The following is a 25414-nucleotide window of genomic DNA, read 5'->3' as shown; positions in this document are numbered from 1 at the left end:
TATACAAATAAATATTTAGGAATATTGTAAAATCATTAACATGATAACGTCGAAATGTAAGGCGTATAGAAGTATTTTTGCTTGGCAAGAGTCAAGTTTTCTTTAAGGGGTGGTAGTATGAACGGACACTTTTTGACCGACAGGGGTCAAGTAAGAAGTCATAATGAAGACTCTGGTGGTATTTATAGCAACCCCAGTGGACAATTTTTAGCAATTATTGCTGATGGTATGGGGGGGCATCAGGCGGGCGATGTAGCAAGTCAGATGGCTACTTCAATCATGGACAAAAAATGGCAGGAAAAGCATGGCTTTGAGTCTCCCGAAGAGACAGAGGGATGGTTAAAACAAACCTTACATGACATGAATGTAGCAATCTTTGAGCATTCACAAGAAAATGAAGAATGTCAAGGTATGGGTACAACTATTGTAGTGGCCATTTGCACCGAAGAATTTATTACAGTTGCTCATATTGGAGATAGTAGATGCTATCTCTATAATGATTATAGCTTCAAACAGATAACCGAAGACCACTCTTTAGTTAATGCACTTGTTCAATCCGGGCAAATTACAAAGGATGATGCACTTGTCCACCCTAGAAAAAATGTTGTTTTACGTGCACTAGGAACAGGTGAAGTAGTAGAGCCAGATGTTCAGTCTATCAGCTGGGAAGAAGGAGACAAGCTATTGCTTTGTTCAGATGGTTTATCTGATAAAGTTCGTGATCAGGAGTTAGCTGATTATTTGGATTCTAGTAAAGATATTCAAGAGCTTGGTCAGGAATTAATCAATTTAGCGAATGAACGAGGCGGGGAGGATAATGTTTCACTAGTCATCATACAGCATGAAGCATTCAAGGAAGAAGGTGAATCATTATGTTAAATGGTCGCCTGCTAAATGATAGATACCAAATAAAAGAAAAAATTGGCGGGGGCGGTATGGCAGATGTTTATCTAGCCAAGGATACGATACTTGACCGAAGAGTAGCGATTAAGGTGCTTCGTCTAGAATATGCAAATGACGAAGAGTTTATCGCTAGATTTGACAGAGAGGCTCAGTCTGCAACAAGCCTATCGCACCCAAATATAGTGACGATATATGATGTTGGAGAAGAGGAACAAATTCTCTATATGGTAATGGAGTATGTCGATGGCATGACCTTAAAGGAGTTTATTCAACGATATGGTCCTGTCGATGTGCCTGAAGCAATTGAGATTATGAAGCAAATAACTGCTGCAATTGCTCATGCACATGAAAATGATATCGTGCATCGAGATATCAAGCCTCAAAATATATTAATTGATACATATGGACATATAAAGGTAACCGACTTTGGTATCGCTGTAGCATTAAGTGCAACATCTTTGACACAAACGAACTCTATTCTAGGCTCTGTACATTATTTATCTCCTGAACAGGCAAGAGGGGGATTAGCTACTAAGAAATCAGATATTTATTCCTTAGGGATTTTGTTCTTTGAAATGTTAACTGGTAGACTCCCTTTTTCAGGGCAATCTCCAGTATCAATTGCTTTAAAGCATTTACAAAGTGACACACCCTCTGTAAGAAGATTCAATCAGGATGTTCCACAAAGTGTAGAAAATATTGTTCTGAAAGCAACAGCGAAGGATCCATTCCACCGCTACAATACAGTTTATGAGATGGAAGAGAGTTTAGAAGTAGCACTTTCTCCTGAGAAGATAAATGAATCGAAATATGTGCCTCCTACTGAAGTGGGAGAAGAAACGAAAGCAATACCAATTATTACGGAAAGTCATTTAGAAAATGTTCATCAAGATACTATTGTACATCAAGCAAATGCAGAGACAAAGAAGGTACCGACTGGACAAGCTGTTAAAGGTAAAAAGAAAAAGAAGAAGGATCGAGATAATAGTAAAAAACGTAATAAGAAGCTGTTAATCATCTCCATTAGTCTTTTTGTGCTGTTGGCGATTATTCTACTTACCATATTTCTTGTACCGACCTTTACGGGACCAAAGGACGTTGCTATTCCAGATGTCATAGAATTGGAGTATAGTGAGGCTGTCCAAGAATTAGAAGCCAATAATTTGAAAGTAGAACGAGAAGATATCTATTCCGAAGATATTGAGGAAGATTTAGTAGTGAAAACGGATCCTAGACCAGGTAGAACGGTCAAGGAAGGCTCTAGTGTAACGGTTTTTGTAAGCCAAGGTAAGGAAAAAGTAGAATTCGAGGATTATGTGGGGCAGGAATTTACTCAAGTTGAACGACTTTTAAAAGAAAAACTATTCACTGATATTGTGGTGTACGAGGAATTTTCGGATCGTCCTGCAGGAGAAATTTTGACCCAAGTCCAGCCGGAGCCAGGTGAAAAGGTTATTCCTGGTGAAACAACAGTTATTTTTGAGGTAAGTAAAGGAAAAGAACCAATTGAACTGGATAATCTTATTGGTTTAACAGAGGAAGAAGCAAAAAGTTATCTGGATTCTATCGGATTGAAGATAAACGTTATTAAGGAGAATTCTGATACGGTAGCAGAAGGATTAATAATCCGTCATAATCCTGACAAAAATTCTGAGGTTGATGAGGGAGACACGGTTGATGTTTATGTCTCTATTGGTCCTGAAGAATTACCACCAAGGACACATTCTGTTCAGTTGTTTATCGAATATAATCCGCCGCAGGATGATTCTAATGGGGGCGGAGAAGACAACGGAGAAGGAAATTCAGAGCAAGACCCTGTTGAGCAAACAATTAGAATCTTTATTGAGGACATGAATCATCCGGATATAACAGAAGTGTACGATGAGTTTGAAATTACGGAGAACGAACAAAAAAAGATTGAACTTAAGATTGCTCCGGATTCTGTAGCCCGCTATAGAGTTATGCGTGATGATGAGGTAATTTATGATGAAACAATACCATACGAAGAGGGTGAATAGATGCCAGAGGGCAGAATAGTGAAAGCGCTAAGTGGTTTCTACTATGTTCAAGTGATGGACGATATCTATCAATGTAAGGGTAGAGGTGTATTTCGGAAAAGGAATATCACACCACTAGTTGGCGATTTTGTATCCTTTGATGTTCGTGAAGGAAACGAAGGGTATATAACAGAGATAGAACCAAGGACGAATGAATTAATTCGTCCTCCTATTGCCAATATTACCCAAGCGATTATTGTGAGCTCTGCTGTGATGCCAGATTTTAGCACAACTTTATTAGATCGCTTCTTAGTGTTAATAGAGGCCAAGGGTATTGAACCGGTTATTTTTATAACAAAGACCGATTTATTAACGGACGAACAGCAGCATGAAATGATAAAGTACCAAAAAGACTACGAAGCAATCGGATACCGAATAGAATTATTTTCAGCAAAGGAACCCACTGATATTGAACGGATCAAGCGTTATATGAATGATCATGTAACCGTAATTGCTGGTCAATCCGGGGTAGGTAAGTCGACACTCATTAATTCATTAAGACCTGAGTCAACCCTGAAAACGGGTGATATTTCAAAGAGTCTTGGTCGTGGGAAACATACGACACGCCATGTCGAATTATTTGAAATAAATAATGGATTAGTTGCCGATACGCCTGGTTTTAGTGCACTAGACTTTGAAGAGATTGAAGCAGAGGAATTATCCGCATGTTTTCCTGAATTGAGAGAGCGTCAGGATTTATGTAAGTTTAGAGGATGCTTACATGATAAGGAACCTAAGTGTGCTGTGAAAGAATCGGTAGAAAAAGAGGAAATTCCAAGCTACCGATATGAACATTATTTGAATTTCTTGGAAGAAATACAAACACGAAAGCCGAGGTATTAAATATGATTAAGATTGCACCATCCATACTATCAGCAGATTTTTCAATTCTTGGAGCCGAAATAGAAGATGTAGATAAAGGTGGAGCGGATTACATACATGTTGACGTCATGGATGGAAAATTTGTGCCCAATATAACAATAGGTCCATTAATAGTTGAAGCTATAAAGCCTAAGACATCTTTACCGTTAGATGTTCATTTAATGATAGAGAATCCTGATAACTACATACAGGCATTTGCTAAAGCCGGTGCTTCTATTATTACTGTACATCAAGAGGCGACTGTTCATTTACACCGAACCATACAGTTAATTAAGGTTGCTGGTGTAAAAGCAGGAGTCGCGCTTAATCCTGCTACACCTGTTGAAATGATACGGGATATCTTAGGAGATCTAGACCTGGTATTAATTATGACAGTCAACCCTGGTTTTGGTGGTCAATCCTTTATTCCACAGACGATTGAAAAAATTAAACAAGTAGCCAAATGGCGTGAACAATATAACTTATCATTTGAAATAGAGGTTGATGGAGGCGTTAACGGGTCAACGGCAAAAGAATGCGTTGAAGCGGGAGCTGAGGTATTGGTCGCAGGAAGTGCTGTATATAATCAAACTGACCGTAAAAAAGCAATTTCAGATATCCGAACTGCGGCAGAGCAATCGGAGTAGCGATGCGAAATGTAGCAATTATGGGTAATGGTCCAACTGATGTGCTACCTGATTTATCACGTTATACAGACTTTGTAGACTACTGGATTGGTGCAGATAGAGGGGCACTTACATTAATTGAAAATGATGTAGCACTTGATTTGGCAATTGGCGATTTTGATTCCGTATCGAGCTTTGAAATAGAGAAAATTAAACGAAAAGCGTTTCAATTTGAGCAGTATCCAATTGAAAAGGATAAGACTGATGTTGAAATTGCGTTGGATGAGGCTATGAAACAAAAGCCAGACACGATTTATTTTTTTGGAGTTACTGGGGGGCGGATGGATCATACGCTGATTAATATCCAACTACTCCATCAAGTCATAAGCAAAAAGGCTCGTGGTATAGTAATTGATAAACATAATGAAGTGGAATTAACTAACCCTGGTCACTATACGATTGAACAAGATAGTGCCTATGAAACAATTTCCTTTATTCCATTTACACCTGTTGTGAAAGGATTAACGCTAACAGACTTCTATTACCCTTTGAAAAAGGCAACGATTACGATGGGGTCAACTCTTTCTATTTCGAATAAGCTGATTTCAAATAATGGTACTTTTTCATACGATGAAGGCATAGTATTAGTTGTAAAGAGTCGTGATTAATTTTGCGATTCGCGGTAAGCGTGTTTGTAAATGGAGGAGGGCGAACTCATGAAATTTTATACTATCAAGCTCCCTAGAGTACTCGGAGGATTTGTTCGTGTAGTGATTGGTATCTTTAAAAAAGATAAATAAGCTTTCCTATGCTTTTGTCAAGAATGGCAGAAGCACTTTTTTTGACGATTGGATGAGCTTGATAAAAATTAGAAAAGCACCCAGTTTATAATGGGTGCTTTTAGCTAATAACTAATGTAAACAGTGTAAAATAGATCGGTTATATTAAACGCGTTCCACTTTACCTGATTTAAGTGCGCGTGCAGAAACATAAACACGTTTAGGTTTTCCATCTACCATAATACGAACTTTTTGCACATTAGCTTTCCATTTACGCTTGTTGGAATTCATAGCGTGAGAGCGTTGGTTTCCACTGCGAGTTTTACGTCCAGTTACAACACATTGTCTTGCCATGGTAATCCCTCCTACTCTAAACAAAAGTCAATTTAATACTTATACAATTTACCACATGTAAGGCAAGATTGCAATATATATAAAGAAATATCTCTTGACAGAATTAAGGGAATCGTTCATTGTAATAAGGGGTGAAAGCTTGCTTGCACCTTATTAAGTCATAATTTCTATACAATCATAAGGTAGTTTTGCTTTATAAAAATTATTATTTGCTATGGAACCTAAAGTGCAAAATTGGGTCTGTTGTAGTAAAATATCCTTAAGAACCTTAAGAATACAGATTTTTAAAGGAGGATACTAATGTCCATTGAGTTGAATACAAATGATGGTCATGTAACCATAACTAATGAAGTCATTGCTACAATTGCAGGTGGTGCTGCGGTAGAATGCTACGGTATCGTAGGTATGGCATCAAAAAGTCAAATAAGAGACGGAATTGCGGAAATACTACGTAAAGAGAACTATTCTCGAGGTGTTATTGTACGTCAAGAAGATAATCACCTACATATTGATATGTACATTATCGTAAGCTATGGCACAAAAATTTCAGAAGTGGCACATAATGTTCAATCGCAAGTTAAGTACACATTAAGTAAAACTTTGGGATTAGAAATTGATTCTGTTAATATCTACATACAAGGAGTACGTGTAGCAAAAGATTGATCTTTGCTCACCTGATTTAGAGGGAGGAACTATTGTGGCAGTACAGAAGCTTGACGGCATTACCTTTTCGCAAATGGTACTAACTGGAGCTCACCATTTAACGAACAATGCCAAAAAAATTGATGCACTGAATGTGTTTCCAGTACCAGATGGAGATACAGGAACGAATATGAATTTATCAATGACTTCAGGTGCAAATGAAGTAAAGAAAACGAAGTCTGAAAATATTTCAGAGGTGGCACAAGCATTCTCGAAGGGATTGCTTATGGGTGCTAGAGGTAACTCTGGCGTAATCCTATCCCAAATTTTTAGAGGCTTTGCAAAGGGAATGGAAAAGAAAGCAGCCCTGACAACGAATGATTTGGCTATTGCCTTTGATTCGGGTGTTCAAACAGCTTATAAAGCTGTTATGAAACCAGTAGAAGGAACTATTCTTACGGTCGCAAAAGATGCAGCAAAAAAAGCTGTTGAGGTTGCAAAACAGGAAAAAGATATTGTCATCATGTTTGAAAAAGTAATACAAGAAGCAAAAGCATCTTTAAAACGAACACCTGATTTATTACCAGTTTTAAAAGAAGTAGGTGTTGTCGACTCGGGTGGCCAAGGGCTTGTAACCGTATATGAAGGCTTCCTAGCAGCGTTAAAAGGTGAAGAACTTCCTGAGGATACAGAAGTTGTTGAAATGGATGATATGATTAATGCAGAGCACCATAAATCTGCTCAAGATTTCATGGATACGTCACAAATAGAGTTTGGATATTGTACGGAATTTATGGTTAAGTTTGAGGATGAAAAGCTTAGCAATCATCCATTTGATGAGGATGCATTCCGTAACGAATTAAGCGAGCATGGTGATTCCTTGCTTGTTGTTTCAGATGATGAAATTGTAAAAGTACATGTTCATACCGAATATCCAGGTAATGTGCTAACAATTGGTCAGCGCCATGGTAGTCTAATCAATATGAAAATTGAGAATATGCGAGAACAGCATACAGCAATTGTTGGTGATAACAAGCCAAAGGCCACGCCAAAAGAGAAGGCAGAGTTTGGGATTGTAACGGTTGCAATGGGCTCTGGACTAAAGAATTTATTTGAGAGTCTTGGAGCAACAGTTGTAATTGAAGGTGGACAAACCATGAATCCTAGTACGCAGGATATTGCGGATGCGATTGAACAAGCCAATGCGAAAAATGTGATTGTGCTTCCAAATAATAAAAACATTATCATGGCCGCTGAACAAGCAGCAGAATTATCAGAATTAAATGTTGCGGTTGTAACATCAAAAACCATTCCACAGGGAATAAGTGCTTTATTAGCATTCCATCCGGAGGAAGACCTTGAATCGAATAAGAATAACATGCTTGATGCAAGTGCAGCTGTTAAAACTGGTCAAATAACATATGCAGTACGAGATACGCAAATTGACGGTATTACCATTGAAAATGGTAATTTCATGGGTATTGCTGAAGGTAAGATCGTGACAACGCACAAAGAACGAATGGAAGCTGTAAAGCTTTTATTCCAAGAACTAATCACGGCTGAAGATGAAATTTTAACGATTCTTTCCGGTGAAGATGTCAATGAAGAAGAAGTGAATGAACTGATTAGCTTTGTTGAAGAGAATTATGAGAATGTGGAAATTGAAGTCCACAACGGAAATCAACCGATTTATTCTTATATTTTCTCTGTTGAATAAAAAAGATTCGCCAATATTTGTTGGCGAATCTTTTTTTGTGTTAAACACCGATAATTTTTAATAGGAAATCACATACAAATAATAAAGAAATCATGATAACGGCGAAAGATAGTTCTTTCTGTTTTCCTAGTGCCATTTTAACGATAGGATATGCGATGAAGCCGAACGCCATACCATCTGCAATACTGTAGGTAAAAGGTATCATGACGATGATAAGGAACGCAGGTATTGCTTCCGAAATATTATCTAATGGAATATGACGGATATTTTGTACCATTAAAAACCCTACAATAATTAGAATAGGACTAATTGCTACGTTTGGGATCATGGAAATCCATGGAATGATGAAGATTGTTGCGATAAATAGAATACTCGCTACAATCGCAGCTACTCCAGTTCTACCTTTTGATGCAATCACTGCTGCATTTTCTGCTGCCGATACAGTTGGTGATGTACCTAGAAATGCACATGAAAGCGATGATAGTGCAGTCGTTTTGTAACTAGCTTGATATGATTTCTCTCTGTTTAACATGTTTAATTGTCCGTTTAGTAATCCCATGTTCTCGAAGATTAAAATCAACGCCAAAGGAAAAACTGCAAGCCAAAATGATAAATTATCTAGAGCTGTAAATGCAGGCATAAACAGAAGGTCGGTTGACCCTAGGTTAACAGCACTTTGACCAGTATCTACAATTCCAAATAAAAAGGCCAGGACAGTACCAACAATCATCGTAATTAAGAAGTTAGCTGGAACGTTTTTTACAAATAAGAAAATCGCTATAAATAACGTTATCAGACTGACGAAAATAGCAGGTGAAGAAAAGTCACCAATTGCAATAATGGTGCTTTCACCACTTTTGATTAAGCCACTTTTTTCCAGACCAATTAGTATTAGGAAAAACCCTAATCCTACACTAATAGCATGCTTTAACGAATCTGGAATCGCTTCTTTTAGCTTGATACCTAATTTGGTAAATGCAGTTATCAAAAAGATTAACGAAGCAACGAAAACTACTGCAAGTCCTTCCTGATACGTAAGTCCACTTCCTTGTACAATTGAATAAGCAAACAATGCATTGATTCCCATACCGGGAATTAATATCAATGGTAACTTACCAAATACACCCATAAGAAGTGTTCCTACAAAGCTAGCTAGTATCGTAGCCAACATACCAGATTCAAGTGAAATTCCAGCTTCGCTTAAAATAGAACCATTAACTACAACTATATAGACAGTTGTTAAATACCCTATAATTCCAGCAATGATTTCATTACGAAATGTAGCTCTGTTGTTATTAGGAAATAAAGGCATGTATACTCCTCATTTATTTTGCTTATCCCTCTCCCACCCGATTATAAAGACTCTCAAGAGAAATTGAGAAAAAAATCTATAATCCACAAATGATTATTATAGTAGTTTTTGTTATAATTTACAATAGACGTTAAATTTTAAATAGAATTATAGGCGGTGTAATGATGAAGTACAATTCCGTTTTCGATATTATTGGTCCCGTAATGGTAGGGCCATCAAGTTCACATACAGCTGGAGCAGCTAGAATTGGTCTTGCAGCTCGTAATTTATTTGGAAAAGAACCATCATGGGCTAAAATACATCTATACGGGTCCTTTGCCAAGACCTATCAAGGACATGGAACAGATTTCGCCCTAGCAGGAGGTCTGCTAGGATTCGAAACAGATGATATTCGGATGAGTAAGGCTTTAGACATTGCTAAAGAAAGAAGCCTGGCAATCGACTTTATAGAAGATAGTGCTAAGACAGAACATCCGAATACGGTTCGTCTGATAATAGGTGATGATAAAGACCAACTTGAGATTGTCGGCGTTTCCATCGGTGGTGGAAAAGTAGAAATTACAGAGTTAAATGGCTTTGAATTACGATTATCTGGAACGCATCCAGCTATTCTTATTATGCATAATGACCGTTTTGGGGCCATCGCCTCCGTAACGAAGATATTAGCAAAACATGAAATAAACATCGGACACATGGAAGTAAATCGTAAAGATGTCGGTAAGGAAGCGTTGATGGTCATAGAAGTGGACCAAAACATTGAGGATGACATTTTGTTAGAATTAGAAGATGCAGATCATATTATTCAAATTTCCAAAATAGTTAGCTAGAGAGGAGATTTCACATGTTTCGAACTGTTGCGGAATTAGTAGAAATCGCAGAAAAGGAAAATATCTTAATTTCAGAAGTAATGATTCGTCAAGAAATGGAAGTGAAAAATAAAAGTCGAGAAGATGTTTTTGCAGGGATGGAAAAGAATCTTCAAGTAATGGAGAAAGCAATTGAAGATAGTTTAAAGGGAGTTCAATCTGTAACGGGACTAACCGGTGGAGATGCTGTAAAAATCCAAACGTATATGAGGGAAAGGAAGCCATTATCTGGACATTTATTATTAGATGCCGTCAGTAAAGCGATGGGTACAAACGAAGTAAACGCAGCGATGGGCGTGATTTGTGCAACGCCTACTGCTGGAAGTGCAGGATGTGTTCCTGGAACCTTATTTGCTGTTAAGGAACAATTAAACCCAACCCGTGAGCAAATGATCCGCTATCTGTTTACGGCAGGTGCATTTGGTATAGTTGTTGCAAATAATGCCTTTATTTCTGGTGCAGCAGGTGGTTGCCAAGCAGAGGTTGGCTCAGCTGGAGCAATGGCCGCTGCTGCTATCGTGGAGATGGCAGGTGGCACTCCTCAACAATCTTCTGAGGCGTTTGCCATGACACTAAAAAATATGTTAGGACTCGTTTGTGATCCCGTAGCTGGTTTAGTTGAAGTACCTTGCGTGAAACGAAATGCTGCTGGCTCTTCGCTTGCGATTGTCTCTGCAGATATGGCTTTAGCTGGAGTAACAAGTCGTATTCCTTGTGATGAGGTAATTGGTGCGATGTATCGAATAGGAAAACAAATGCCTGAATCATTGCGTGAGACAGGCGAGGGTGGTTTAGCCGATACCCCAACTGGAAGACTTCTCAAAGAAAAGATTTTTGGGATGTCGGTTTAGAAAGAGTGATGAAAGGTGTTAAAAAATTCTGTAATAGAAATTAAAGGTGTAGGGGAGAAATTTGCAGAGGATTTGCAGGCGTTAAATATTTTTACAATTGAAGACCTGTTACTGCATTTCCCCTCACGATATGATGTATATGATATAAAGCCTTTAAGTGAGTTAATACATGAGGATAAGGTGACATTAGAGGGAAGGGTGATACATGCTCCTTCTCTCTCCTTTTATGGGCGGAAAAAGTCCAGGCTATCGTTTACAATTGAGGTCGAAAATGTTGCTATAAAAGCTGTTATGTTTAATCGTGCCTTTGCCAAAAATCAGATTCATGCTGGAGATACAATAACATTAACCGGGAAGTGGGATGCTCATCGCCTGCAGATTACCGTTAGTAATTTTAAAAAGGGATCGATACAAGATAACACTGAGATTCAACCGATTTATTCGGTAAGAGGAAACGTGACAAGCTATAAACTTAAAAAGGCTATTCGGCAAGCAATCAATGATTATGGGAATGATTTGGAGGAATTTTTGCCTCAAAATTATGTAACAGCATATAAAATACCCACTCGTGGTGAGGCAATTAAAACGATGCATTTTCCTGCTAGCCGAATTGCCTTAAAGCATGCTAGAAGAAGATTTACATATGAAGAGTTTTTATTGTTCCAATTAAAAATTCAAGTGTTACGGAAGAGGAAAAAAGAAGCTACAATAGGGAATGCCCAAGATTATAGTTCTCAGAAGCTGAACAGCTTTATCGAGCAATTTCCTTTTGCGTTAACAAATGCCCAACAAAAATCATTAGAACAAATTCTATCCGACATGAAATCTCCCAATCGCATGAATCGCCTTTTACAGGGGGATGTGGGTTCAGGGAAGACAGCGGTTGCTGCAATTGCACTTTACGCAGCCATTACAGCTAATAAACAAGGAGCATTAATGGTTCCGACAGAGATACTAGCCGAACAGCACTACCAGTCTCTTCAATCCTTATTTGGTAATCTAGCAAGAGTGGAATTGTTAACTGGGTCTATTAAAGGGAAAAGAAGAAAAGAAATTTTATCTGCCATGGAGAATCAGCAGATAGACATTTTAATCGGTACACATGCCCTCATTCAAGACGAAGTATTTTTCCAAGATTTAGGGTTGGTTATTGTTGATGAGCAGCATCGGTTTGGTGTTGAACAGCGTAGAGCGTTAAGCAATAAAGGGCTACATCCAGATGTTTTGTTTATGACAGCAACACCAATCCCAAGAACATTAGCAATTACAGCCTTTGGAGATATGGATGTTTCGGTTATAGACGAAATGCCTGCAGGACGTAAGGAGATTGAAACATACTGGACAAAGGCTAATGCATTTGACCGTGTTTTAGATTTTATTCATCAACGAATAAATGCAGGAGAACAGGCCTATATAATTTGTCCGTTAATTGAAGAATCGGAAAAGCTGGACATACAGAATGCTGTAGATTTATTTCAAGAATTAGTATCGTATTATCCACCTTCAATTCAAATTGGTCTCATGCACGGAAGATTACATGCGGATGAAAAAGAGCAAGTCATGAAGGATTTTGCTTCGAATGAGGTTCAAATACTTGTATCAACAACAGTTGTGGAAGTAGGGGTAAATGTTCCAAATGCTACTACAATGGTTATCTACGATGCAGAACGATTCGGGTTATCTCAGCTACATCAATTAAGAGGTAGAGTTGGTCGAGGAAGTAAGCAAAGTTATTGTATTTTGATAGCAGATCCGAAGAGTGAGACTGGAAAAGAGAGAATGCGAATTATGACAGAGACGACTAATGGTTTTGAACTAGCCGAGCAAGATCTCAAATTAAGAGGACCTGGAGACTTTTTTGGAACAAAACAAAGCGGGTTACCAGAATTTAAGGTAGCGGATATGATTCATGATTACCGGGCATTAGAAACGGCTAGAAATGATGCACAAGAAATTATTGAGTGTAACCTATTAGAAGAGGATTCGAAGTTTTCTAAATTAAGAAAGCTACTTGAGAATGAAGGAGTTTATGATACGACACTTGACTAACTCTTACTTGCATAATTTGTTTTGGTATAATATATTACTATTAGTACCAAGTCATAATAGTAACGACAATTTACCAAATATAATCAATATAAGTGGATGGTGCTTTAATGAGGATACCAAAGATAAAGAGACAAGAACGACTTAGGGAAACGATAGACGAGACTCCTTTTATAACCGATGAGGAGTTAGCAAAAAAGTTTAATGTCAGTATTCAGACAATACGGCTAGATCGAATGGAGTTATCCATTCCAGAGCTTCGAGAAAGAATAAAGACAGTAGCTAAACATCAATGGAATGAAACGGTAAAATCATTACCGCTAGAGGATGTTATAGGAGAAATTATTGATTTAGAACTTGATACACGAGCAATCTCTATACTAGATATTGGCAGAGAACATGTATTTACAAGAAATAATATTGCAAGGGGTCATCATTTATTCGCACAGGCGAATTCACTGGCTGTTGCTGTTATTAACGATGAACTTGCATTGACAACAAAGTCAGAGCTTCACTTCATGAGACAAGTTCATCAAGGTGAGCGGGTGGTTGCCAAGGCTCTTGTTAAAGGACCAAATGAAAAAGGACTGACACTTGTCCATGTAGATAGTTTTGTAGATAGTGAAAAAGTTTTTGTCGGCGAATTTCATATGTACCGGTCAACGGAGAAAAAAGGAGATTAACATTCATGAAGATTGCAATTGATGCTATGGGAGGCGACCATGCTCCTAAGGAGATCGTATTAGGTGCTATGGATGCTATCAAGCAAATTGATAACCTACATATAACGCTTGTTGGTAATGAAGAAGAAATTAAAGAACATTTAACAGATAGTGAGAGGATTTCCATCATCCACACGGATGAAATGATTACTGGTGAAGATGAGCCAGTTCGTGCTGTTCGTCGCAAAAAAAATTCTTCTTTAGTGAAAATGGCTGAAGAAGTTAAGGAAAAACGCGCGGACGCTTGTATATCTGCTGGGAATACGGGTGCACTAATGAGTGCAGGGTTATTCGTAGTCGGAAGGATTCCTGGGATTGATCGGCCGGCATTAAGTCCAACCTTGCCAACTATAGACGGAAAAGGGTTTGTTATGCTGGATGTTGGTGCAAATGTTGATGCAAAGCCTAACCATCTCGTACAATATGCGATAATGGGGTCAATATATGCTGAACAAGTTCGAGCAATTAAAAATCCGAGAGTTGGACTTCTAAATATAGGAACTGAAGATGGCAAAGGGACAGAACTTACGAAAAAAGCCTTTGAACTGATGAAAAAAGCTCCAATAAACTTCATTGGTAATGTGGAGGCACGTGACTTACTAGAAGGTGTGGCAGATGTAGTCGTTACCGATGGGTTTAGTGGAAATATCGCATTAAAAACGATTGAAGGAACTGCTAGCGTATTGTTCTCGATGATTAAAGAAACTTTTATGTCTTCCTTAAAAACAAAAATTGCTGCTGGATTAATAAAAGGTGATTTAAAGGGTTTGAAGGATAAATTAGATTATTCCGAGTATGGTGGAGCGGGGTTATTTGGTCTTGCAGCACCAGTAATTAAGGCGCATGGTTCCTCGAATCGACGTGCGATTTTTAATGCGATAAAACAGACTTGTCATATGGTTGATAATCATGTAACAGAAACCATTAAAGATACGGTTGAATCAATGCAATCGACTGAGGAGGAAAATGAATGAAAAAAGTAGCATTTATGTTTCCGGGTCAGGGCTCGCAAAGTGTTGGTATGGGGAAAGAACTTCATGATCAATTTGCTGAAGTGGAATCACTTTATGCAAAGGCGAACGATTTGCTTGGCAAAGACTTGAGAAAATTAATGTTTGAAGGTCCAGTTGAAAAATTAACAGAGACAGAGAACACACAGCCTGCACTTCTATTGTCTAGTATCGCGATACATAAATTATTAATGAAAGAAGAAATTCATCCTTCTATGGTAGTGGGGCATAGTTTAGGTGAATATAGCGCACTAGTCGCGGCTGGATCCATTTCATATGAAGAAGCATTGCCACTTGTTGCTACTAGGGGAAAATTAATGGAAGATGCCTTTCCTAAGGGGCAAGGTACGATGGCTGCCGTATTAGGACTGTCAGAGCAAGCTGTAGATGAAGTGATTAAGCGTGTAACGGATGAAGTAGTTGATATTGCAAATTTAAACTGCCCAGGACAAATTGTTATATCAGGTTCACAGGCAGGTGTAGAGAAATCTAGTGCTCTATTAAAAGAACATGGTGCTAAACGAGTGCTCCCTTTAAATGTAAGTGGTCCATTCCACTCCAGATTAATGGAAGCTGCTAACGATGATTTTGCGAAGTACTTGGACAATGTTGCTATTCAGGATGCAGGCGTTCCAGTTTATGCTAACGTTACGGCAACTCCTGTCACCAATCATCGGGAAATTAAAGATTTACTATTAAAGCAATTATATTCACCTGTTCGATTTGAAGCATCTATTCGTAATATGCTAGAAGCTGATGTAGATGCATTTGTAGAAGTTGGGAATGGTAAAGTATTAAGTGGACTAGTAAAGAAGATTGATCGAAAAGCACCTATTTTTACTGTTCAAGATTTAGCTTCTATGAATGATTTTATTAAATGGTATAGGGGTGAAGCGTAAATGTTAACTGGAAAAACCGCAGTTGTTACTGGAGGTTCACGAGGAATAGGTCGTTCAATTGCTTTGGAATTAGCAAAAAAAGGTGCGAATGTTGTGGTGAACTATGCTGGTAGTGAGTCAAAAGCACAAGCAGTTGTTGAAGAAATTGAACAATTAGGTGTGAAGGCATTTAAAGTACAAGCAGATGTTGCCGATGAAAATCAGGTAAAAGATATGATTGGTGCTGCTATTGAAAAGTTTGGAAGTGTTGATATTCTGGTTAATAACGCAGGAATTACACGTGACAATCTGTTAATGCGAATGAAAGAATCTGAATTTGACCAAGTTATTAATACGAATTTAAAAGGCGTCTTTGTTTGTACAAAAGCTGTTACGAGACAGATGATGAAGCAACGCTGTGGTAGGATTATTAATGTTGCCTCAATTGTTGGAGTTAGTGGGAATCCGGGGCAAGCGAATTATGTTGCCGCCAAAGCAGGTGTGATTGGTTTAACCAAAACAACTGCGAAAGAGTTAGCTTCACGTAATATTCTAGTAAATGCGGTTGCACCTGGATTTATTTCAACTGATATGACCGATGAATTAACAGATGAACAACGAGAAGGAATGTTAAGTTTAATTCCATTAGCCAAATTAGGCCAGCCTGAGGACATTGCAAAAGTTGTTCGCTTCTTAGCATCTGAGGATGCAAATTATATTACGGGCCAAACCATTCATATTGATGGTGGTATGGTCATGTAATGGATAATGATTTTTCTTTGAAGGGAGGTGAACGTGTTATGGCAGACGTATTTGATCGCGTAAAAGAAATTATTGTTGATAAATTAGATGTTGAAGAATCTAAAGTAACAATGGAAGCATCTTTTAAAGATGATCTAGAAGCAGATTCATTGGATGTAGTTGAGCTTGTAATGGAGCTAGAAGATGAATTTGATATGGAAATTGCTGATGAAGAAGCAGAAAAAATAAACACTGTTGGTGATGCTGTGAATTACATAAATAATTTACAGTCCTAATATACCTAAGTTGGAAAGTCTCGCATCATGCGAGACTTTCCGTATATCAACAACCAGAGGTGGCAAGGCTAAATGAATCGTAAAAAATTAGAAGCAATGCTTGATATTGAATTTTTAAATATAGAGGTTATTACACAAGCATTTACACATTCATCTTATGTGAATGAGCATCGTGAGAAAAACTATTCTGATAATGAACGATTAGAATTTTTAGGAGATGCAGTGCTAGAATTAGGTGTTTCTCAATATTTATTCCGTAAATACCCAAAAATGCCAGAAGGAGAAATGACGAAGCTACGTGCTGCTATCGTTTGTGAACCCTCCTTAGAATTATTTGCCCGCAGATTACATTTCGGTGAGCATATTCTTTTAGGGAAGGGTGAAGAAATGACTGGCGGTAGAAATCGTCCAGCACTACTTGCTGATGTTTTTGAAGCATTTTTAGGTGCACTCTACTTGGATAAGGGGTTTGATACGGCTTTAGATTTTTTAGAGAAACACGTATTTCCTCAAATAGACACTGGTGCTTTTTCGCATGGGATGGATTATAAGAGTAAATTGCAAGAAATTGTACAACAGGATAAGAATCGAACAATTGAGTATAAGATTGTAGATGAAAAGGGACCTTCTCATAATAAAGAGTTTGTAGCAGAGATAAGTATTAATCAAACGGTATTCGGTGTTGGCGTAGGTCGTACAAAAAAAGAAGCGGAACAGCGTGCAGCAAAAAATGCCTTAGACAAGCTTGGGAAGTAAAAGGAAGCGTTTTTTCTTCAATGTGTAATTCTTAACAAAAATTAAACAAGTAAAGACTGTATTCATGTCTTTTCATGAAGTACAGTCTTTTTTGTTCTTACTTTCTTACCGTTCTTAACTCCTGAATGAAAGCTTGAGTCTCTGAAGCTGATAATTTTCCTTTTTGCACAACCATATCATACATAAATTTGATATCGTCGTATTTGGAAATATCATAGTCTTCAGCATCCATAATAGAGCGATTGACAACTGCTAGTCGTTCTGCGAGTTCTTCTAAAATAAATTGCAAATTTTCTTTTGATGGATTTTCTAAATTCATATTACACCTCTTAAATTATTCTTTTAGTAGAGCTATAAATCTTTCGAATACCTCGTTGCTCTTCTTTTGTGTCTATGTTTATGATAAAATAAATGCGTTAAAAAGCCAATGTGAAATCATATTTTTATTATTTTAATCATCCATTTTATAAAAAGAGAAACAGATTCGGATTAATAGTTAGATTATTTCGTATCTAATAGGAGAATGACTATGTTTTTAAAACGATTAGAAAGTGTGGGGTTTAAGTCTTTCGCAGAGAGAATCGGCGTTGATTTTGTACCAGGTGTTACGGCTGTTGTAGGGCCAAATGGAAGTGGTAAAAGTAACATCACCGATGCTATGCGTTGGGTTTTAGGTGAACAATCAGCTAAATCACTCCGTGGTTCTAAGATGGAAGATATTATTTTTCAAGGTAGTGACACTAGAAAAGCGTTGAACGTAGCGGAAGTAACGCTAGTATTAGATAATAGTGATCAGGCATTACCGCTTGACTATGATGAAGTAAGTGTGACAAGAAGAGTGTATCGTTCTGGAGAAAGTGAATTTTATATCAATAAGCAATCCTGTAGATTAAAGGATATTGTTGATTTGTTTTTAGATTCTGGATTAGGGAAAGAAGCTTTCTCTATCATTAGTCAAGGTAAAGTAGAAGAAATACTAAGCTCTAAAGCCGAAGAGCGTCGAACAATTTTTGAAGAGGCGGCAGGAGTATTAAAATATAAGCAGCGTAAGAAGAAAGCAGAATACAAGCTTGCTGAAACACAAGAAAACCTAAACCGTGTCGAGGACATTATTTATGAAATCGAAAATCAGCTTGAGCCTCTAAAACTACAAGCAGAAACGGCAAAAGAATATTTAATGCAAAAGGATTTATTAAAGGGTCAAGAGATTTCCTTACTCATTACAGAAATTGAAATGCTTCACGATGAATGGCAGGGATTATTGCAAGAAATTGAAGCAGAAAAAATGAACGAGATCAAACTGAAGACAGCCATTCAGAAAAAAGACGCTGCTCTCGCTAATGAAAGACAAGAAGTTGAACGAATTGATGAACAAATAAATGATTTTCAGGAGCGGTTATTAATAACGACGCAGCAGCTCGAACAATATGAGGGGAAAAAGCAAGTATTCCATGAGCGATCAAAACATTTCTTAGAAAATAAAGAAAAACTAGAAGTAGATAAGCGAGATGCCGAGAGTAGAATTCAAAAGCTAGAATCGGAGCTGTCAGAGGAAAATCGTAGACTTACAGATTTATTAGAAGCGAAGCAAAAAACAAAGCAGTTAGTGGATGATTTAAAGAGGAAATTAACTACTGACAAAGAACACCTATCTATTCAAATAGAAGAGCTTAAATCTGAGTATATCGAGTTTCTAAATAAACAAGCTGCGATGCGAAATGAAAAGCAGTCAATTACCCAACAATTACAGCAGATTACAGGTAAAAAGGATAAACAAGCTGAAAAGTTTCAAGATCTACTTCAGCTAAGAGAAGACTACTCGCAGCAGTTATCGAATACAACGGAATTACTTCAGGCAGAAGAGAATAACTATAGGCAAAAAGAAAATACTGTAAGACAATTGAAAATGGATATTGATTCAAAACGGAAACAATATCAAGAATCACAAACGAAGTTATACCAAGGATATCAATACATTGAGAAGCTAAAGTCTAAAAAAGAAATGCTTGAGGAAATGAAAGAGGATTTCCAAGGATTCTTTCAGGGGGTTAAAGCCGTTCTCAAAGCTAGGGAGGATGGTAAGCTTCATTCTATTCATGGTGCTGTTATTGAACTAATTGATGTGCCAAAATCATATATAACAGCAATTGAGACTGTTTTAGGTGGTCAAGCACAACATATTGTTGTCGAAAGTGATGAATCAGCTCGCAAAGCCATTTCTTGGCTAAAGCAAACAAATAGTGGAAGAGCGACGTTTTTACCATTAGGTTCTATTCAATCACGATTTATCCCTCAGGACGTACTGTCACAGGTAGAAAGGCATCCAGGTTTTGTAGGGGTGGCAGGAAAGTTAGTTTCTGTAAATGGCGCATATCAAAAAGCCGTCGATCATTTAATGGGACATGTAATAATCGCAAAATCACTAAGGGATGCAAATGATATTGCTAAGCTTGTGATGCGTAAGTATCGGATTGTTACACTAGAGGGTGATGTGGTAAATCCGGGTGGCTCGATGTCAGGAGGAGCTCAGAAAAAAACAAATCAATCCCTTTTTACGAGAGAAAAAGATCTAAATGAATTAACAGATAAATTATCTGACTTCCAAGCAAAAGCCACCGAATTTGAACAACAAGTACAAGAACAGAAAAACCAAGTATCGGAATTAGAATTAAAGCTACAGGAATTAGAGCAAGGTATTGTAGGAGATCAAGTACGATTACAGGAAGTAAGATCCAGCCATAAGGAAATCGAATTGAAGCTATCTTCCTTACAAGAAAATTTATCCATTTATGATCAGGATAATCAGCAATTCGAAAAAGATCGTCAACAGTTACAAAACCGTGAGCTAGAGCTGACAGATGATCTAAATAAAATCGAAAAAAAATTAATCGATTTCCAACAAGAAATTGATATGCTTTCCAAACAGGAAGTTGAATTTAAAGAGAACCAAGATCAACTCCAAAATGATTATCACCAATACCAAGTTCAATTAGCAGAACAAGAAGAGCGTGTTCGGAACCAACAGGAAAAAACGAATGCACTTCAAGGTCAAATAAGTGAATTAACTGACCGACATGATTCATATGTCGATGAATTAGACGAGCTAATAAAGCTTTCGCAATCAAATGAAACAGAAGATGAAATCAATGAAAAGCTTCATGAAAAAAGCAGTGAAAAAGAAACCATTACTACTTCTATTCAGGAATTACGCGCCGAGAGAATGGCGCGTACGACTCGAATGCAGGATAATGAGCGAGAATTAAAGGAAGAAAATAAAACACATCAGCAGTTGATGGAGAAGCTTCAACAGAAAGAAGTAAAAGCAAATCGTATTGATGTAGAGCTAGAAAATCGGCTATCTATATTACAAATGGAATATACGATTACTTATGAGAGAGCGAAGCAAGATTATGAGAAGGTTTCCGATATTGATGAAGCTAAAAATACAGTAAAAGAAACCAAAACACGTATTGAACGTTTAGGTAATGTAAATATTGGTGCTATTGAGGAATATGATCGTATTGCAGAGCGCTATACTTTTCTTACAGAGCAACGGGATGATTTGGTTGAGGCAAAACAAACGCTATTTTCTGTCATTAAAGAAATGGATGATGAGATGGAGCATTTGTTTAGTACAACTTTCTCTCAAATTAAAGAAGAGTTTGCAATTGTGTTCCAAGAACTATTTGGCGGAGGACACGCTGAATTAAAGCTAACAGATCCTAGTAATTTACTTGATACAGGTGTTGATATTATTGCCCAGCCACCTGGTAAGAAGCTACAAAATTTAGGGCTCTTATCTGGAGGAGAACGTGCATTGACAGCTATTGCATTGTTATTCGCTATCTTACGAGTTCGACCTGTACCTTTCTGTGTACTGGATGAAGTAGAAGCAGCCCTTGATGAAGCAAATGTTGTAAGGTTTGCTAAATATGTAAAACATTACAGTGAGCATACTCAGTTTATTGTAATTACACATCGTCAAGGTACAATGGAACAAGCAGATGTCCTATATGGTGTTACGATGCAGGAATCAGGAGTATCACGATTGGTATCTGTTAGGTTAGAAGAAACAAAAGAGCTTATTCAATCGTAAAGGAGTGCTCGGTACATGAGCTTTATTCAGAAACTAAAGAATAAATTCAAACAAGATAACCAAGAAGAGGTATCATCCAAGTATAAAGAAGGAATGGAAAAAACGAGGAAGTCCTTTTCCAGTAGAATTAATGATCTAATAGCTCGCTATCGTAAAGTCGATGAAGATTTCTTCGAGGAGCTTGAGGAGGTGCTAATATCAGCAGATGTTGGCGTTATGACAGTCATGGATTTAATCGAGGAGTTGAAGTTTGAAGTTCAACGCCGCAACATAAAGGATTCAATGGAAGTGAAAGACGTCATTTCTGAAAAATTAGTAGAGATCTACTATGGTGATGATGATGAACAAATAGAAACGTTGCAATTACAAGAAAAAGAACTTACGGTTATTCTAGTTGTTGGTGTTAATGGAGTTGGAAAGACAACATCCATTGGAAAATTAGCTCACCAGTTAAAACAGGAAGGTAAGAATGTAATGCTTGCAGCTGGCGATACATTCCGTGCAGGTGCAATCGAACAATTAGAGGTTTGGGGGGAGCGAGCTGAAGTAGAAGTGATAAAACAAAATGCTGGAAGTGACCCTGCAGCTGTTATATTTGATGCCATCAAGGCTGCTAAATCACGTCAAGCTGATGTTTTATTGTGCGATACAGCCGGTCGCCTTCAAAACAAAGTAAATTTAATGAATGAACTCGCAAAAGTAAAACGGGTTATTGAAAGGGAAGTTCCTGGTGCTCCGCATGAGGTTTTACTAGTATTAGATGCTACGACAGGTCAGAACGCTTTAAATCAAGCAAAGACTTTTTCAGAGGCAACAGATGTAACAGGAATTGTCTTAACAAAGCTAGATGGTACAGCCAAAGGTGGTATTGTACTTGCTATTCGTAACGAATTAAATATACCAGTAAAATTCGTTGGCTTGGGTGAAAAGGCAGAAGACTTACAAAAATTTGATGCGAATGCGTTTGTTTATGGTCTTTTTGCAGATATGCTAGAAGACACAAAAGAAGATTGAGGTTGTCTTCCACTTGCAAATTATGTATACGTTCGTTATGATAAAATGTAAAGGATTTTCACTTAACAAGGGGTGTTGAAATGCTAGAGAAAACGACGAGAATGAATTACCTTTTAGATTTTTACCAAGCATTACTAACACCCAAACAACGTAATTATATGGAAATGTACTATTTAGAGGACTATTCGTTGGGTGAAATTTCAGAGGAAGCAAATGTTTCAAGACAAGCGGTATATGACAATATAAAACGTACGGAAGCAATGCTAGAATCGTATGAGGAAAAATTGCACTTATACCAAAAGTTTGAAAAACGTATGAAGCTTATTCACAAGCTCGAGGAAAGGGCATCTTTATTAGAAGATAAAGAACTCTTAACCTATATTAATCAATTAAAAGAATTAGATTAGGGGGACACCTTCTATGGCATTTGAAGGATTGGCCGACCGCCTGCAGAATACCATTAAAAAGATTACTGGAAAAGGGAAAGTTTCCGAGCAAGATGTTAAGGAAATGACCCGTGAGATTCGCCTTGCATTATTAGAGGCAGATGTGAATTTTAAAGTTGTAAAAGATTTAATTAAGAATATTAAGGAACGTGCCATTGGTCAGGAAGTAATGGAAAGTCTGACTCCAGGTCAACAGGTAATAAAGGTTGTTAAAGAAGAGTTAACGGAGTTAATGGGAGGCGAGCAAAGCAAAATTGCTGTCAGTGATCGACCGCCGACCGTTATCATGATGGTTGGGTTACAGGGTGCAGGTAAAACAACAACAACTGGTAAGCTTGCTAATCTACTACGCAAGAAGCATAACCGTTCGCCACTACTAGTAGCATGTGATGTATATCGCCCTGCGGCCATTAAACAGCTGGAGACACTTGGTCAACAATTAAGTATGCCTGTGTTTTCAATGGGAACAGAAGCAAATCCGGTTGATATTGCCAAACAAGCATTAGAAAAGGCTAAAGAAGATCATCATGATTATGTTATCATTGATACCGCTGGTCGACTTCATGTCGATACAGATTTGATGAATGAATTAGAAGAAATAAAAGCAACTGTAAAGCCTGATGAAATATTCTTAGTTGTAGACGCTATGACAGGTCAGGACGCAGTTAATGTTGCAGAAAGCTTTAATAATCAGTTGGATATTTCTGGTGTTGTACTAACGAAGCTCGATGGTGATACTCGAGGTGGTGCTGCCTTATCGATTAAAGCTGTAACAGGAAAGTCAGTAAAATTCGCAGGTATGGGCGAGAAATTAGACCAGCTTGAAGCCTTCCATCCTGAGCGTATGGCTTCACGTATTTTAGGCATGGGTGATGTATTAACATTAATTGAGAAGGCCCAAGCATCTGTCGATGAAAAACAAGCAAAAGCGCTAGAAGAAAAAATGCGAACCATGTCCTTTACATTTGATGATTTCCTAGAGCAAATGGGGCAGGTAAGAAATATGGGTCCACTGGATGATTTACTTGCAATGATTCCAGGAGCAAATAAGATGAAGGGCTTAAAAAATGCCCAAATAGATGAAAAACAGCTTGTTCATGTAGAAGCTATCATTCAATCAATGACTAAAAAAGAACGCGAAGACCCAAGTGTCATGAATGCAAGTCGTAAGAAACGTATTGCAAAAGGATCTGGTACATCAGTTTCTCAAGTAAACCGTCTCTTAAAGCAATTTGACGAGATGAAGAAAATGATGAAGCAGATGACAAATATGCAAAAAGGTAAAAAAGGAAAAGGCTTCAAGCTTCCATTTAACCCATTTTAGCAGCTGGTTAAATCATATTAATTAATCAAAATAATGATGTAATGGAAAAACACTTTACAGACAAACAAGTTTCTGTTAGAATTTATTCTTGTGAGAAACTTTTAATGGAGGTGCAAGTAATGGCAGTAAAAATTCGTTTAAAGCGTATGGGATCTAAAAGAAATCCATTTTATCGTATTGTTGTAGCTGATTCACGTTCTCCTCGTGACGGACGTTCTATTGAACAAATTGGAACTTATAACCCTGTAGTTGATCCAGTTGAAGTTAAAATAGATGAAGCAAAAGCACTTGATTGGATGACAAAAGGTGCTAAGCCAAGTGATACAGTACGTAACTTATTTTCAAAAGAAGGCATCATGAAAAAATTCCACGAACAAAAAAATCAGTAAAGTAGTGTGATATCATGAAAGCCCTAATTGAATCGATTGTTACACCATTAGTCGATTACCCAGATGACGTTGTTGTGACAGAAAAAGAAGAAGATACAAAGGTTATTTATCATCTTACTGTCAATCAACAGGATGTTGGAAAGGTTATCGGCAAAAACGGGCGCATTGCAAAAGCGATTCGTACGGTTGTTTATGCAGCAAAGACGGATGCTAACAAACGAATCTATTTGGATATAATGTAAAAAGAGGGAAAGGGAAACCTTTCCCTTTTTATACATGCATAGATTTTCACGCATATGACCGCAACTCTAATTCGGCCGAGAGTGAGGAAATAAAAGTGAATATAATTAAAAAGATCGTTATTAAGCAAGTTATAACGGAAACAAGCAAGCAAAAGCTATACGGAAAATTTCATAAACATAAAATGCGGCTTGAGCAAGAGTGTCAACAGCTATTATTTGAGCAGCGTAAACTTCAGAATAAAAAAGGAATATCGAAGCAGGAACTACAGGAACGCTTTCAACAGGAAATTAAGAACCGTAAAGAAAAAATGAAGTTAGTTGAGTTTAAAATGAATCAATTGGAAATGCTAGAAATTGGTAGTGAAATTGTGGAACGCGAGGTTGAAGCTCTTGTTGAAGTCAATGTTGGTACGCATTGGAATGAAATCATGGAACAAACAGCAATAGTTATAAAGGATGATGTTGTTGTTCGAATTGATAATTAGC

27 protein-coding genes are annotated in these 25414 nt (G+C 37.5%); 24 read left to right on the top strand and 3 right to left on the bottom strand.

Annotated elements, in window-relative coordinates:
• Positions 1-117 precede the first annotated feature (117 nt).
• From ABC228_RS04800 to spoVM, 6 genes are read left to right on the top strand one after another with little or no spacing between them, the layout of a single operon-like run.
• Positions 118-879, top strand: a complete 762-nt coding sequence (locus ABC228_RS04800) for a Stp1/IreP family PP2C-type Ser/Thr phosphatase (protein ID WP_345823944.1) — start codon at positions 118-120, stop codon at positions 877-879.
• Positions 873-2921, top strand: a complete 2049-nt coding sequence (pknB, locus tag ABC228_RS04795; protein WP_345823943.1) for a Stk1 family PASTA domain-containing Ser/Thr kinase — start codon at positions 873-875, stop codon at positions 2919-2921. Before ABC228_RS04800 ends, pknB begins: the two co-directional genes overlap by 7 nt.
• Positions 2922-3803 (top strand): ribosome small subunit-dependent GTPase A, encoded by an 882-nt coding sequence (gene rsgA, locus ABC228_RS04790; RefSeq protein ID WP_345823942.1) that lies wholly within the window; start codon positions 2922-2924, stop codon positions 3801-3803.
• A gap of 2 nt (positions 3804-3805) precedes the next feature.
• Positions 3806-4468, top strand: coding sequence for a ribulose-phosphate 3-epimerase (rpe, locus tag ABC228_RS04785; RefSeq protein WP_345823941.1), 663 nt, complete (start codon positions 3806-3808; stop codon positions 4466-4468).
• 2 nt (positions 4469-4470) lie between these two features.
• Entirely contained in the window at positions 4471-5115 is a 645-nt protein-coding gene (locus ABC228_RS04780) for a thiamine diphosphokinase (protein ID WP_345823940.1), read from the top strand.
• A 30-nt stretch (positions 5116-5145) separates the two neighbouring features.
• Positions 5146-5247 (top strand): stage V sporulation protein SpoVM, encoded by a 102-nt coding sequence (gene spoVM / locus ABC228_RS04775; protein WP_306418992.1) that lies wholly within the window; start codon positions 5146-5148, stop codon positions 5245-5247.
• 144 nt (positions 5248-5391) lie between these two features.
• On the opposite strand, the gene rpmB is transcribed toward spoVM, so the two are convergent.
• Positions 5392-5580, bottom strand: coding sequence for a 50S ribosomal protein L28 (gene rpmB / locus ABC228_RS04770; protein ID WP_345823939.1), 189 nt, complete (start codon positions 5578-5580; stop codon positions 5392-5394).
• Between the two features lie 300 nt (positions 5581-5880).
• Here rpmB and ABC228_RS04765 point away from each other — a divergent pair, with 300 nt between their 5' ends.
• The gene (locus ABC228_RS04765) at positions 5881-6243 is read left to right on the top strand and encodes an Asp23/Gls24 family envelope stress response protein (protein WP_345823938.1); all 363 of its coding nucleotides are present in this window, start codon (positions 5881-5883) and stop codon (positions 6241-6243) included.
• 34 nt (positions 6244-6277) lie between these two features.
• Entirely contained in the window at positions 6278-7939 is a 1662-nt protein-coding gene (locus tag ABC228_RS04760; protein ID WP_345823937.1) for a DAK2 domain-containing protein, read from the top strand.
• Between the two features lie 40 nt (positions 7940-7979).
• Here the strand turns inward: ABC228_RS04760 and ABC228_RS04755 are convergent, their stop codons facing one another.
• Positions 7980-9251 carry an NCS2 family permease gene (locus tag ABC228_RS04755; RefSeq protein ID WP_345823936.1) on the bottom strand — a complete coding sequence of 424 codons (1272 nt, stop codon included), beginning with the start codon at positions 9249-9251 and terminating at the stop codon, positions 7980-7982.
• Between the two features lie 164 nt (positions 9252-9415).
• Between ABC228_RS04755 and sdaAB the strand changes: the two genes are divergently transcribed.
• From sdaAB to rnc, 9 genes are all read left to right on the top strand, one after another.
• Positions 9416-10078, top strand: coding sequence for an L-serine ammonia-lyase, iron-sulfur-dependent subunit beta (sdaAB, locus tag ABC228_RS04750; RefSeq protein ID WP_345824161.1), 663 nt, complete (start codon positions 9416-9418; stop codon positions 10076-10078).
• A gap of 14 nt (positions 10079-10092) precedes the next feature.
• A complete protein-coding gene (gene sdaAA, locus ABC228_RS04745; protein WP_345823935.1) occupies positions 10093-10968 on the top strand; it encodes an L-serine ammonia-lyase, iron-sulfur-dependent, subunit alpha in 876 nt (291 codons plus the stop codon).
• Between the two features lie 15 nt (positions 10969-10983).
• On the top strand, positions 10984-13017 hold the full coding sequence (gene recG, locus ABC228_RS04740) for an ATP-dependent DNA helicase RecG (RefSeq protein ID WP_345823934.1): 2034 nt from the start codon (positions 10984-10986) through the stop codon (positions 13015-13017).
• Positions 13018-13124: 107 nt separating this feature from the next.
• Entirely contained in the window at positions 13125-13697 is a 573-nt protein-coding gene (gene fapR, locus ABC228_RS04735; RefSeq protein ID WP_345823933.1) for a transcription factor FapR, read from the top strand.
• 5 nt (positions 13698-13702) lie between these two features.
• Positions 13703-14710, top strand: coding sequence for a phosphate acyltransferase PlsX (plsX, locus tag ABC228_RS04730; RefSeq protein ID WP_345823932.1), 1008 nt, complete (start codon positions 13703-13705; stop codon positions 14708-14710).
• Complete coding sequence (gene fabD / locus ABC228_RS04725; RefSeq protein WP_345823931.1) at positions 14707-15645, top strand: ACP S-malonyltransferase; 939 nt, start codon at positions 14707-14709, stop codon at positions 15643-15645. The genes plsX and fabD overlap by 4 nt, the downstream gene beginning before the upstream one ends.
• Positions 15646-16386 (top strand): 3-oxoacyl-[acyl-carrier-protein] reductase, encoded by a 741-nt coding sequence (gene fabG, locus ABC228_RS04720; RefSeq protein ID WP_345823930.1) that lies wholly within the window; start codon positions 15646-15648, stop codon positions 16384-16386. It abuts the gene before it with no gap.
• A 38-nt stretch (positions 16387-16424) separates the two neighbouring features.
• On the top strand, positions 16425-16661 hold the full coding sequence (gene acpP / locus ABC228_RS04715) for an acyl carrier protein (RefSeq protein WP_345823929.1): 237 nt from the start codon (positions 16425-16427) through the stop codon (positions 16659-16661).
• Positions 16662-16733: 72 nt separating this feature from the next.
• Entirely contained in the window at positions 16734-17417 is a 684-nt protein-coding gene (rnc, locus tag ABC228_RS04710; RefSeq protein ID WP_345823928.1) for a ribonuclease III, read from the top strand.
• 97 nt (positions 17418-17514) lie between these two features.
• Here the strand turns inward: rnc and ABC228_RS04705 are convergent, their stop codons facing one another.
• Entirely contained in the window at positions 17515-17736 is a 222-nt protein-coding gene (locus tag ABC228_RS04705; protein ID WP_345823927.1) for a DUF1128 domain-containing protein, read from the bottom strand.
• Between the two features lie 210 nt (positions 17737-17946).
• Between ABC228_RS04705 and smc the strand changes: the two genes are divergently transcribed.
• The 7 genes from smc (at position 17947) to ABC228_RS04670 (ending at position 25413) form a co-directional block, all read left to right on the top strand.
• Positions 17947-21513: a chromosome segregation protein SMC gene (smc, locus tag ABC228_RS04700; RefSeq protein WP_345823926.1), complete on the top strand. Its 3567-nt coding sequence runs from the start codon at positions 17947-17949 to the stop codon at positions 21511-21513.
• 15 nt (positions 21514-21528) lie between these two features.
• Positions 21529-22527, top strand: a complete 999-nt coding sequence (gene ftsY / locus ABC228_RS04695) for a signal recognition particle-docking protein FtsY (protein ID WP_345823925.1) — start codon at positions 21529-21531, stop codon at positions 22525-22527.
• A gap of 80 nt (positions 22528-22607) precedes the next feature.
• Positions 22608-22934 carry a putative DNA-binding protein gene (locus tag ABC228_RS04690; protein ID WP_345823924.1) on the top strand — a complete coding sequence of 109 codons (327 nt, stop codon included), beginning with the start codon at positions 22608-22610 and terminating at the stop codon, positions 22932-22934.
• A 13-nt stretch (positions 22935-22947) separates the two neighbouring features.
• On the top strand, positions 22948-24297 hold the full coding sequence (gene ffh, locus ABC228_RS04685; RefSeq protein WP_345823923.1) for a signal recognition particle protein: 1350 nt from the start codon (positions 22948-22950) through the stop codon (positions 24295-24297).
• A gap of 119 nt (positions 24298-24416) precedes the next feature.
• Positions 24417-24686: a 30S ribosomal protein S16 gene (gene rpsP / locus ABC228_RS04680; RefSeq protein ID WP_345823922.1), complete on the top strand. Its 270-nt coding sequence runs from the start codon at positions 24417-24419 to the stop codon at positions 24684-24686.
• A gap of 14 nt (positions 24687-24700) precedes the next feature.
• Positions 24701-24928, top strand: coding sequence for a KH domain-containing protein (locus ABC228_RS04675; RefSeq protein WP_345823921.1), 228 nt, complete (start codon positions 24701-24703; stop codon positions 24926-24928).
• 95 nt (positions 24929-25023) lie between these two features.
• Positions 25024-25413 carry a YlqD family protein gene (locus ABC228_RS04670; RefSeq protein WP_345823920.1) on the top strand — a complete coding sequence of 130 codons (390 nt, stop codon included), beginning with the start codon at positions 25024-25026 and terminating at the stop codon, positions 25411-25413.
• Position 25414 lies beyond the last annotated feature (1 nt).

It is taken from the genome of Ornithinibacillus xuwenensis, assembly GCF_039614845.1.
Taxonomy (GTDB): domain Bacteria; phylum Bacillota; class Bacilli; order Bacillales; family Amphibacillaceae; genus Ornithinibacillus; species Ornithinibacillus xuwenensis.
The sequence above is the reverse complement of the archived record's forward strand: the minus strand, read 5'-3'. Positions and strand labels throughout refer to the sequence as shown.

Coding starts and splice junctions, on each gene's coding strand:
- ABC228_RS04800 (WP_345823944.1), top strand. CDS start 118: ATGAACGGACACTTTTTGACCGACAGGGGTCAAGTAAGAAGTCATAAT.
- pknB (WP_345823943.1), top strand. CDS start 873: ATGTTAAATGGTCGCCTGCTAAATGATAGATACCAAATAAAAGAAAAA.
- rsgA (WP_345823942.1), top strand. CDS start 2,922: ATGCCAGAGGGCAGAATAGTGAAAGCGCTAAGTGGTTTCTACTATGTT.
- rpe (WP_345823941.1), top strand. CDS start 3,806: ATGATTAAGATTGCACCATCCATACTATCAGCAGATTTTTCAATTCTT.
- ABC228_RS04780 (WP_345823940.1), top strand. CDS start 4,471: ATGCGAAATGTAGCAATTATGGGTAATGGTCCAACTGATGTGCTACCT.
- spoVM (WP_306418992.1), top strand. CDS start 5,146: ATGGAGGAGGGCGAACTCATGAAATTTTATACTATCAAGCTCCCTAGA.
- rpmB (WP_345823939.1), bottom strand. CDS start 5,580: ATGGCAAGACAATGTGTTGTAACTGGACGTAAAACTCGCAGTGGAAAC.
- ABC228_RS04765 (WP_345823938.1), top strand. CDS start 5,881: ATGTCCATTGAGTTGAATACAAATGATGGTCATGTAACCATAACTAAT.
- ABC228_RS04755 (WP_345823936.1), bottom strand. CDS start 9,251: ATGCCTTTATTTCCTAATAACAACAGAGCTACATTTCGTAATGAAATC.
- sdaAB (WP_345824161.1), top strand. CDS start 9,416: ATGAAGTACAATTCCGTTTTCGATATTATTGGTCCCGTAATGGTAGGG.
- sdaAA (WP_345823935.1), top strand. CDS start 10,093: ATGTTTCGAACTGTTGCGGAATTAGTAGAAATCGCAGAAAAGGAAAAT.
- fapR (WP_345823933.1), top strand. CDS start 13,125: ATGAGGATACCAAAGATAAAGAGACAAGAACGACTTAGGGAAACGATA.
- plsX (WP_345823932.1), top strand. CDS start 13,703: ATGAAGATTGCAATTGATGCTATGGGAGGCGACCATGCTCCTAAGGAG.
- fabD (WP_345823931.1), top strand. CDS start 14,707: ATGAAAAAAGTAGCATTTATGTTTCCGGGTCAGGGCTCGCAAAGTGTT.
- fabG (WP_345823930.1), top strand. CDS start 15,646: ATGTTAACTGGAAAAACCGCAGTTGTTACTGGAGGTTCACGAGGAATA.
- acpP (WP_345823929.1), top strand. CDS start 16,425: ATGGCAGACGTATTTGATCGCGTAAAAGAAATTATTGTTGATAAATTA.
- rnc (WP_345823928.1), top strand. CDS start 16,734: ATGAATCGTAAAAAATTAGAAGCAATGCTTGATATTGAATTTTTAAAT.
- ABC228_RS04705 (WP_345823927.1), bottom strand. CDS start 17,736: ATGAATTTAGAAAATCCATCAAAAGAAAATTTGCAATTTATTTTAGAA.
- smc (WP_345823926.1), top strand. CDS start 17,947: ATGTTTTTAAAACGATTAGAAAGTGTGGGGTTTAAGTCTTTCGCAGAG.
- ftsY (WP_345823925.1), top strand. CDS start 21,529: ATGAGCTTTATTCAGAAACTAAAGAATAAATTCAAACAAGATAACCAA.
- ABC228_RS04690 (WP_345823924.1), top strand. CDS start 22,608: ATGCTAGAGAAAACGACGAGAATGAATTACCTTTTAGATTTTTACCAA.
- ffh (WP_345823923.1), top strand. CDS start 22,948: ATGGCATTTGAAGGATTGGCCGACCGCCTGCAGAATACCATTAAAAAG.
- rpsP (WP_345823922.1), top strand. CDS start 24,417: ATGGCAGTAAAAATTCGTTTAAAGCGTATGGGATCTAAAAGAAATCCA.
- ABC228_RS04675 (WP_345823921.1), top strand. CDS start 24,701: ATGAAAGCCCTAATTGAATCGATTGTTACACCATTAGTCGATTACCCA.